8 protein-coding genes are annotated in these 7,883 nt (G+C 66.5%); 2 read left to right on the forward strand and 6 right to left on the reverse strand.

The features are described from left to right. Nucleotides 1-335 precede the first annotated feature (335 nt). From ACY34H_RS29615 to ACY34H_RS29640, 6 genes are all read right to left on the reverse strand, one after another. Complete coding sequence (locus tag ACY34H_RS29615; protein ID WP_464980990.1) at nt 336-977, reverse strand: response regulator transcription factor; 642 nt, start codon at nt 975-977, stop codon at nt 336-338. 92 nt (nt 978-1,069) lie between these two features. Next, nucleotides 1,070-2,614: a carboxylesterase/lipase family protein gene (locus tag ACY34H_RS29620; RefSeq protein WP_464980991.1), complete on the reverse strand. Its 1,545-nt coding sequence runs from the start codon at nt 2,612-2,614 to the stop codon at nt 1,070-1,072. Then, nucleotides 2,596-3,750 (reverse strand): ABC transporter substrate-binding protein, encoded by a 1,155-nt coding sequence (locus tag ACY34H_RS29625; RefSeq protein WP_464980992.1) that lies wholly within the window; start codon nt 3,748-3,750, stop codon nt 2,596-2,598. Before ACY34H_RS29625 ends, ACY34H_RS29620 begins: the two co-directional genes overlap by 19 nt. 57 nt (nt 3,751-3,807) lie before the next feature. Beyond that, entirely contained in the window at nt 3,808-4,353 is a 546-nt protein-coding gene (gene hpaC / locus ACY34H_RS29630; RefSeq protein ID WP_464980993.1) for a 4-hydroxyphenylacetate 3-monooxygenase, reductase component, read from the reverse strand. A 15-nt stretch (nt 4,354-4,368) separates the two neighbouring features. Next, nucleotides 4,369-5,553: an acyl-CoA dehydrogenase family protein gene (locus tag ACY34H_RS29635; RefSeq protein WP_464980994.1), complete on the reverse strand. Its 1,185-nt coding sequence runs from the start codon at nt 5,551-5,553 to the stop codon at nt 4,369-4,371. A 78-nt stretch (nt 5,554-5,631) separates the two neighbouring features. Then, a complete protein-coding gene (locus tag ACY34H_RS29640) occupies nt 5,632-6,144 on the reverse strand; it encodes a V4R domain-containing protein (protein ID WP_464980995.1) in 513 nt (170 codons plus the stop codon). Between the two features lie 153 nt (nt 6,145-6,297). On the opposite strand from ACY34H_RS29640, the gene ACY34H_RS29645 reads away from it, so the two are divergent. Next, nucleotides 6,298-7,230, forward strand: coding sequence for a LysR family transcriptional regulator (locus ACY34H_RS29645; RefSeq protein WP_464980996.1), 933 nt, complete (start codon nt 6,298-6,300; stop codon nt 7,228-7,230). 141 nt (nt 7,231-7,371) lie between these two features. After that, on the forward strand, nt 7,372-7,883 hold a 512-nt coding region (locus ACY34H_RS29650; protein WP_464980997.1), incomplete at its 3' end, for a flavin reductase family protein.

Raw genomic sequence — 7,883 nt, forward strand, 5'->3', positions numbered from 1 at the left:
CATGCCTACCTAGTGGCACGATGCGTGTGCCATCGAACGGCACCAGCAGCCACAAGGCCGCCTGGATTCCGCGGCGGTGCTGAAATCGTTTTCGCAATGAAATCAAGCGCTTCGCGGCCAGCGTGCGGACGCGGCGCCGAAAGCGTGACAAAGCCGCACTGCCGGCATGTTCGCGCGTCGCGGCGCGGCCTGTTGCGTTTCAAGCACACGCCGGAGCCGGTGCACGGAGGAAGAGGGAAACGGCGTGGCCGGAAATGTGGAAAGAGCGGAACTGCCGGAGCCATGCCCGGCGGGAGTCGGGATTCGGGGCATGGGGGAACCGGGGAGTCGGGGAATCAGGGATTCGGGAAATCGCGTGGATGCAGGATATCGAGCCCGAACGCCAGCACGGCATCCCTGACCAGCGAGGCCGAGTTCTGGCAGCGCAGCTTGTCCTTGATCCTGGCCCGGTGCACGTCGACCGTACGGACGCTGATGTTCAGGTCGCGCGCGATGGTCTTGCTGACGTCGCCGCGCAGGACATGATCGAGCACTTCGCGCTCGCGCGGGCTCAGTTGCGCGAACTTCTCGCGCAGGCGTGCCTGCCGCTCGCGCTCGGGGTAGCGGCTTCGCACGCCATCCAGGGCGAGCTGGATGCTTTCCATCATGCGGCGCTGGTCGTAGGGCTTCTGGAGGAAATCCACCGCGCCATTGCGCAGGGCGCGCACCGACATCGGCACGTCGCCGCTGCGCGATACGAAGATGAGGGGCAGCTCGCTGCCGATCGACAGCAGGTGTTCCTGCAGACGCAGGCCGCAGGTGCCGGGGAGATCCGCCTCGACCACGAGGCAGGCGGGCAGCAGCGCGTCGTAGGCTTGCAGGAATGCCTCGGCGCCGGCATGGCACGCGGTACGGATCTGCGCCGCATCCAGCAGCCGCGCCAGCGATGCGCGTGCAAGGTCGTCGCTGTCGACGATGTGGACGACAGGGGGCTCCATCGTGCGGTGGTCCTGCGGCGAGTGTGCGGGTTGGAGTATCGACCGGGCTGCCCTGCCGGGACAGGGCAGCCGGGGCGGTGGCCTGCCTGGGGCTATCTGGCCTGTTCGGCCGGCATGGCGCGCTGCGCCGCGTCGATTTCCGGACCCAGCGGATCCTTCAGCACGACCGGCATGCCGGCAGCGGCGAAATCGACGATTTCATCCCTGGCGCGCTGGTAGCGCGGCCATTGCGGCAATTGCGCACCGTTCGGATCGCCGTTCTTCGCGAAGTTCACCAGGTAGGTGGCAATCGCGTTGCTCATGGCGATGTCGCGCGGGGTCGTCTTGTCGCCATGCGCACTGGCGACGGTGTCGAAGAAGTACGTCACATCGGTTGCGTGCTTGGCGCCGCCCGGCCACTCGATCGCTTTCGGCACGTAGGAAAAACGGTAGGCGTACACGGGCACGCCCTGGTCGGCCAGCACGCCGGCGATCTTGCGGGCGCCGGCAACCATGAAGCCGGTCCGTCCCCCCATGTCGTCATCGGTCGCGCCGATCATCACCGGTACCTTGACGAAGCGGCCAGCCGTATAGGCCGGCAACGGCTCCACGGCAACCTGCCCGTCGGCGAACGGCCCGACGTGTACTCGTGGACCCGGCGTGAACATGGACATCAGGTTGAACCCGTCGACCACCTGCTCGGGCGTCAGCCCGCGCAGCTTCGATAGTGCGGCAGGATCGTTCGCGGCAATGCGATGCTTGCTGGCGAACTCGGTGCTCCATTGCTCGGCTCCCGGCCGGCTCGACGGCAGGCCGGGGATGCTGCCTTCGCCGCCCGACAGGATGGCCGCCCTGGCGAACAGTCCCTGCCCCTGGGTGAGCGGCGACGTCAGCATCGTGCTGACCGCGATGGCTCCCGCCGATTCACCCATGATGGTCACGTTTGCCGGATCGCCGCCGAATGCAGCGATATTGCGCTGCACCCATTGGAGCGCCGCAACCTGGTCGAGGTAGCCGTAGTTGCCGGACTGGCCCCTGTTTTCCGCTTCCTGCGCCAGCGCCGGGTGGGCAAAGGAACCGAAGCGGCCGAGCCGGTAATTGAAGCTGACCACCATGACGCCGCGTTTCGCCAGCGGTGCGCCGGAAGTGATGGCCGGCGATGTGCCGCCGTTCACGAAACCGCCGCCATGGATCCACACGATCACCGCAAGCTTGTCCTGTGCCGCGGCAGGCTTCCATACATTCACGTAGAGGCAATCCTCCGCGGGCCTGGTGGCGAGTGGTGCCAGGTCCTGTGGGAACGGCACCTGCATGCAGTCGTTGCCGAAGCTGGTCGCTGCGCGAACACCGGTCCAGCTGGCCACCGGTTGCGGCGCGCGCCAGCGCAGCTGGCCGACTGGCGGCGCCGCATACGGAATGCCCTTCCAGCTGGCGATGCCGGCGTCGATGGCGCCTTCGAGCTTGCCGCTGTCGATGGCGGCCACGGGGCCGGTGGCGGCACCGGCGGGCAGGGCGAAGGCCAGGGCCAGCAGGGCGGCCGGAACTGCCGGGGCTGCCAGAGCGGGGCGAATGCAGTGGAACATCGTTGTGGTCTCCTTGTTGTTGTTGAAGGGTTGAATCGGCGTTTCAGGGGCGTCGATCAGGGCATGTACTTCCACTTGCCTTTCTCGAGTCTCACCATGACGACCGAACGCGGGTCGGTATTGAAGATGTTCTCCGGACGGAAGTTATACACCCCCTGCGTGCCGACCAGCTCCTTGGTGGACAGCAGGGAATTGAGCAGGGCGGCGCGGAATTCCGGCGTGCCGGGCTGTTTCTGGGCCATGGTGCGTTGCGCGGCATCCAGTAAGATCAGCCAGGCATCGAAGGCGTAGGGCGCGAACGCATCCGTCGCGTCGACCTGGTGGGTCTTCTTGTACGCGCTGCGGAAATCGAGCGAGATCTTGCGCGACAGGTGGTTCGCCGGCAGCTGGTCCGCCACGACGACGGGGCCAGTGGGCGCATACAGGTTTTCCAGCGACGCGCCGCCGACGCGGATGAAGTCCGGGTTGATGATCCCATGGGTGCCATAGATCTTGCCGCGATAGCCGCGCGCTTTCAGGCCGAGGTACGCCAGGGCGCCCGGCGTGCCCGACGTGCCGCTCAGCACCGCGTCGGGCCGGGCGGCGACGATCTTCAGCGCCTGGCCGGTGACGGAACTGTCGTTGCGCGCATAGCGTTCGTTGCTGACAACCTTGATGCCGTTCTTCTTCGCGGCAACCAGCAGCGCGTCATAGACGATATCGCCCCACGCATCCGAGAAACCGATGTAGGCAACGGTCTTGACGCCTGAACGCTGCATGTGGCCGACCAGCGTATCGACCATCAGCGGCGTGGCCTGCGGCACGTTGACCATCCACCCGCCATTGCCGGCGTCGGGCTTGACCTGGGCGACCGAGATGAACGGCACCTTCAGCTCGCGGGCGACGCCGGCGATGGCGATGCCCGACGGCGTGCCGGCCGTGCCGATCAGCGCATCGACGTTGTCCTCGACGACCAGCTTGCGGGCATTGCGCGCGGCCGTGGTGGGATCGGAGGCATCGTCGAGCTGCACCACCTGCACTTTCTTGCCGTCGATGTCGGGCCGGTAGGTCACGCCGGCCTGCAGTCCCTTCGCGTACGGGATTCCCAGCGAGGACGAAGGGCCCGACAGCGACGTGATGAAGCCCAGCTTGAGGTCCGCCGCCCAACCCAGCAAAGGCGCGGACAATACCGCGGCCAGCGCGGCGGTTCGGATGAGAGAGCGATTTTTCATGGTGCGACTCCTGGAGAGAGAGTGGGTTTTATAGTTGTGGCGGGGTGACCGGGACGGTCACGCCGGCTGTGCTTCGACCTGCCGCGTCACCCGGCGGAAGGTACGATCGAAATACACCAGCGCGTCGGCTTGCTGGCGGATGGCGATGTCGTCGACCTGGGCAAAAATGACCGAATGGGTGCCCACCTGCGCCACGTCGACCACGCGGCCGGAAAGGCTGACCAGGGCGTGCTCCAGGCGCGGTACGGCGTCGCCCTCGTCGATCCAGTTCGCGGCCTGGAAGCGTTCCTCCATCGACAGGCCGCTCATGCCGGCGAAGTGCCGGGCCAGGTCGTCGCATTCGGCCGGCAGCACGTTGATGCAGAGCTGCCGGTTCTGCTCGAAGGCCGACAGGGTCGTGCTGTTTCGGTTGATGCAGAACAGCAGTGTCGGCGGCGTATCGCTGACGGAGCAGACCGCCGTGGCGGTGATGCCGCAGCGCCCGGCCGGGCCGGCCGTGGTGACGATGTTGACGGCTGCCGGCAGGTTGGCCATCGCTTCGCGGAAGCGCAGGCGCAGGGCGTCGATGCCGGGAGCAGGAGTTGGAGCGGGAACGGTATTCATGGCTGCCTCGCGGGATTACAGGAAACCGGGGAACGGCGGGACACCGACGAGCACCGCGCCGGCGCCGTCGAAGTTGCCGCTGCTGAGGAAGGCGTGCTGGGTCACGACCATCGAATCGCGCACGATCCGCTGCAGCGGATGCTTGCTGTAGATCGAGGCCATGCCGCCCAGCCGGTAGGCGTCCCGTACCACGTCGGCGGCAGTTTGCGCGGCATGCGTGGCGCTCAGCTTCAGCATGCCGATCTGTTCCGGCGTTACGTCCTTGCCGGCCACGATCGCGTCATAGACCGCCTCGGCCGATTCGTAGAAGTAGGCCCGGGCACCCTCGAACGTCGCCTGCGCCTTGGCCAGTTCGATCCGGAAGTAGGCGCGGTCGGCCATGCGCGGCGCGCCGGTCGTGGTGACCTTGCCGGCCGACATGTCGTTGACGATCGCCAGCGCTGCCTGGGCCAGGCCGATATTGACGGCGGCGTGCACTTGCGCCTGGTAGCAGGTGGCAGGGTAGCGGTACAGCGGTTCGTCGATGACGGCGCCGCTGCCGCGCTGGAAGGTCCAGTCGTCCGCCACGAACTGGTCGGTCACGCGCAGGTCATGGCTGCCGGTGCCCTCCAGGCCCACCACGTCCCAGTTCTCGACGATCTCGACCCGGGCGGCCGGCAGGATGGCGGCCAGCGGCTTGACGCCCGGTCCGCCGCCGATGCCCACGCCCAGCCAGCTGGCACCCATGCAGCCGCTGGCGAATTTCCACTGGCCGGTGACTTGCCAGCCATCCGCGGCGCGCACCGCCGGCTGGGGCGGATACAGCGCGCCGGCGAAGACCTGGTCCGGTCCTTCCGCATAGATGAACGCTTGCGTCGCCCTGGGCAGCGCGGCCAGGTAGGTGTTGGCGGAGCCGAAGCTGGCGACCCAGGCGGCGGAGCCATCGACGGCCGCGATGCGCTCGACGATGCGCAGGAAGTCGGCCGGCGGCATCGCGTCGCCACCAAAGCAGCGCGGTGTGCCGGCGCGGTAGATGCCGGCCTCCTTGAAGCGTTCGACCATGTCGCGCGGCACGTGGCCGAGCGCGGTGAATTCTTCCCTGCGCCGGGCGACTTCGGCCAGCACCTGGTCGAGCGTTGCCGGCGCTGCCGGGGCCGAGAACCGCGGAACCGGGGTGGGGTGGATCGGTGTGGCGGGATGAAGCAGGGTGGATGTGGACATGATGTCTCCTCGTTCAGCAGTGTTCGTGGGTTGGATGCCTGCGTGGGCCGCGGGTATCAGGCGTGTATCGGGCGGGTATCAGGAAAGGGGCGCCCCGGATGGCTCGGCGCGCCGGGCAACGAAACGGCACCGGTCGCCATGCTGTGCCGCGCAATGCGTTTCCGTCACCCGGACGTCGCTGCCCAGCACGGTCTGCGCCAGACTGTGGAAGATGCCGCCGATGGGCGCGCACACGGGTACGTCGGAAGGGCCATGGCCGGCGGCGAAAGGACTGTTGTCGACTTCCAGCAGGGCTTCGTTGGCGCCGGCACTGAAGTGCCACACGCCCCACCCGAAAGCGGCGGCGCCTTCGATGACTGTGTGCGCCAGGCTGTCGCTGCTGCCGGCTTCGAGGTAAGCACGCACGCTTTTGCCGCCGTGCTGGCGTGTCGACGCCGCGAGCGCCTCCAGCACCTTGCTGCGCAGCGAGGCCGGCAGTTCGTGCAGCATGCCCATCAGCACGTCGCTGCGCATCAGCAGGTAGCGGCGGTCGCCATCGAGGATGGTGCCGGCCGGCTCGTCGATGCGGATGCGATCCCAAAAAGCGCTCATCTTGTGTCTCCGGTCGATTAAAATTGTGTGCTTCGTCTGCGTGCAAGGCAGTCCGGTATTCGACCTGTTTGCTCTATGACAGGACGGTGAATCGATAGGGAACGATAGGCGTTCCCCCAAATGACCGTCAACTGAAGATCGGGAATCGGCACTATGCAGAAAATGAATACAGGGACCGTCGACCTGAACCTGATGCGGGTGTTCCTGGCGATATGGGAGACGCGCAGCCTGACGCTGGCGGCGGATCGCCTCGCCTTGTCCCAGCCGGCCGTGAGCCACGGATTGCGGCGCCTGCGCGACGCGTTCGAAGACCCGCTGTTCGTACGCACCGCGGACGGCATGCAGCCGACCGAAGCCGCCATGCGCCTGCATGGGCCGATCGACCGCGCGCTCGACCTGCTCTATGGTGCGATGCAGCGCCACGCGGGATTCGATGCCGCGACATCGACCCGCCGGTTCCGTATTTCGATGTCGGACATGTCCGCCTTTTATTTCCTGCCGCCGCTACTGGCGGTGTTCCAGGAGAGCGCGCCGGGTATCGCGATCGAGATCGTGCCGATCCCGCTGGCCAACGTTGAAAGCGGCATGCGTTCGGGCGAAATCGATCTCGCGCTCGGCTATGTTCCCGGCCTGTCCAGCGACTGCCAGTCACAGACACTGTTCCACGACGAGTATGTGTGCATGCTCCGTTCCGGACACCCGGAAGGCAAGCGGGCATTGACCCGCGAAGCGCTGGGGCGCTTGCGCTATGTGGTCACCGACAGCGGCGCGACTGGGCATGGCCTGACCGAGAAATGGCTGGGCCAGCTGGAGATCCAGCGCAATGTCGTGCTCAAGCTGCCGCACTTTATCGCCGCGCCGGAGATCGTGCGCAGCACTGACCTGGCCTTGATGTTCCCGCGCAGCATAGCGGAGCGTTTCAACCGGGGGCGTGCCTACCGCCTGCTGCCGCTGCCCTTCGACTTGCCTCCGATCGAGGTCAAGCTGCATGTGCATCAGCGGTTCGCCGCGGATGCCGGCATCGCATGGCTGCGCACGGCGATCGCGGAAATGTTCGGTGCAACGCGTGCCGCGGGACCGGCGTAGTCGCCCCTGCGATGCATTCTTCGCCTGACATGGCGAATGCGCGCGGGCGCTTCGCGGCGGCCCGGCGCAAGGCGTCAGCCATTTCAGTTAAACACTACGCGGCGGATAAGGAAACTTGCTGCCGTTTGACCAGGAGCTCGCGTGAGCGACGACTATTATTTTTATCAACCGGCGCAAGGGCACGGCCTGCCGCACGATCCCTTCAACGCCATCATCGGTCCGCGTCCCATCGGCTGGATATCGAGCCGCAGCGCGGAAGGGGTACTGAACCTGGCGCCCTACAGTTTCTTCAATGCGTTCAATTACGTGCCGCCCCTCATCGGCTTTTCCAGCCAGGGCCGGAAAGATACGCTGCGCAACATCGAGGCGACCGGCGAATTCGTGTGGAACCTGGCGACGCGCCCGTTGGCCGAAGCCATGAACATCACGTGCGCCCCGGCGCCTCCGGAAGTGGACGAGTTCGCACTGGCCGGCCTGACGCCCACTGCTTCGAGCGTGATCGCAACGCCGCGCGTGTCGGAATCGCCTGTTGCCTTCGAATGCCGCGCCACGCAGATCATTCCCCTGCAATCGGCCGCCGGTGCCGAGACGGGCAACTGGCTGGTCCTGGGTGAAGTAATTGGCGTACACATCGCACGGCACCTGCTGAAGGA

This window comes from Pseudoduganella sp. jia 9 (genome assembly GCF_055502615.1).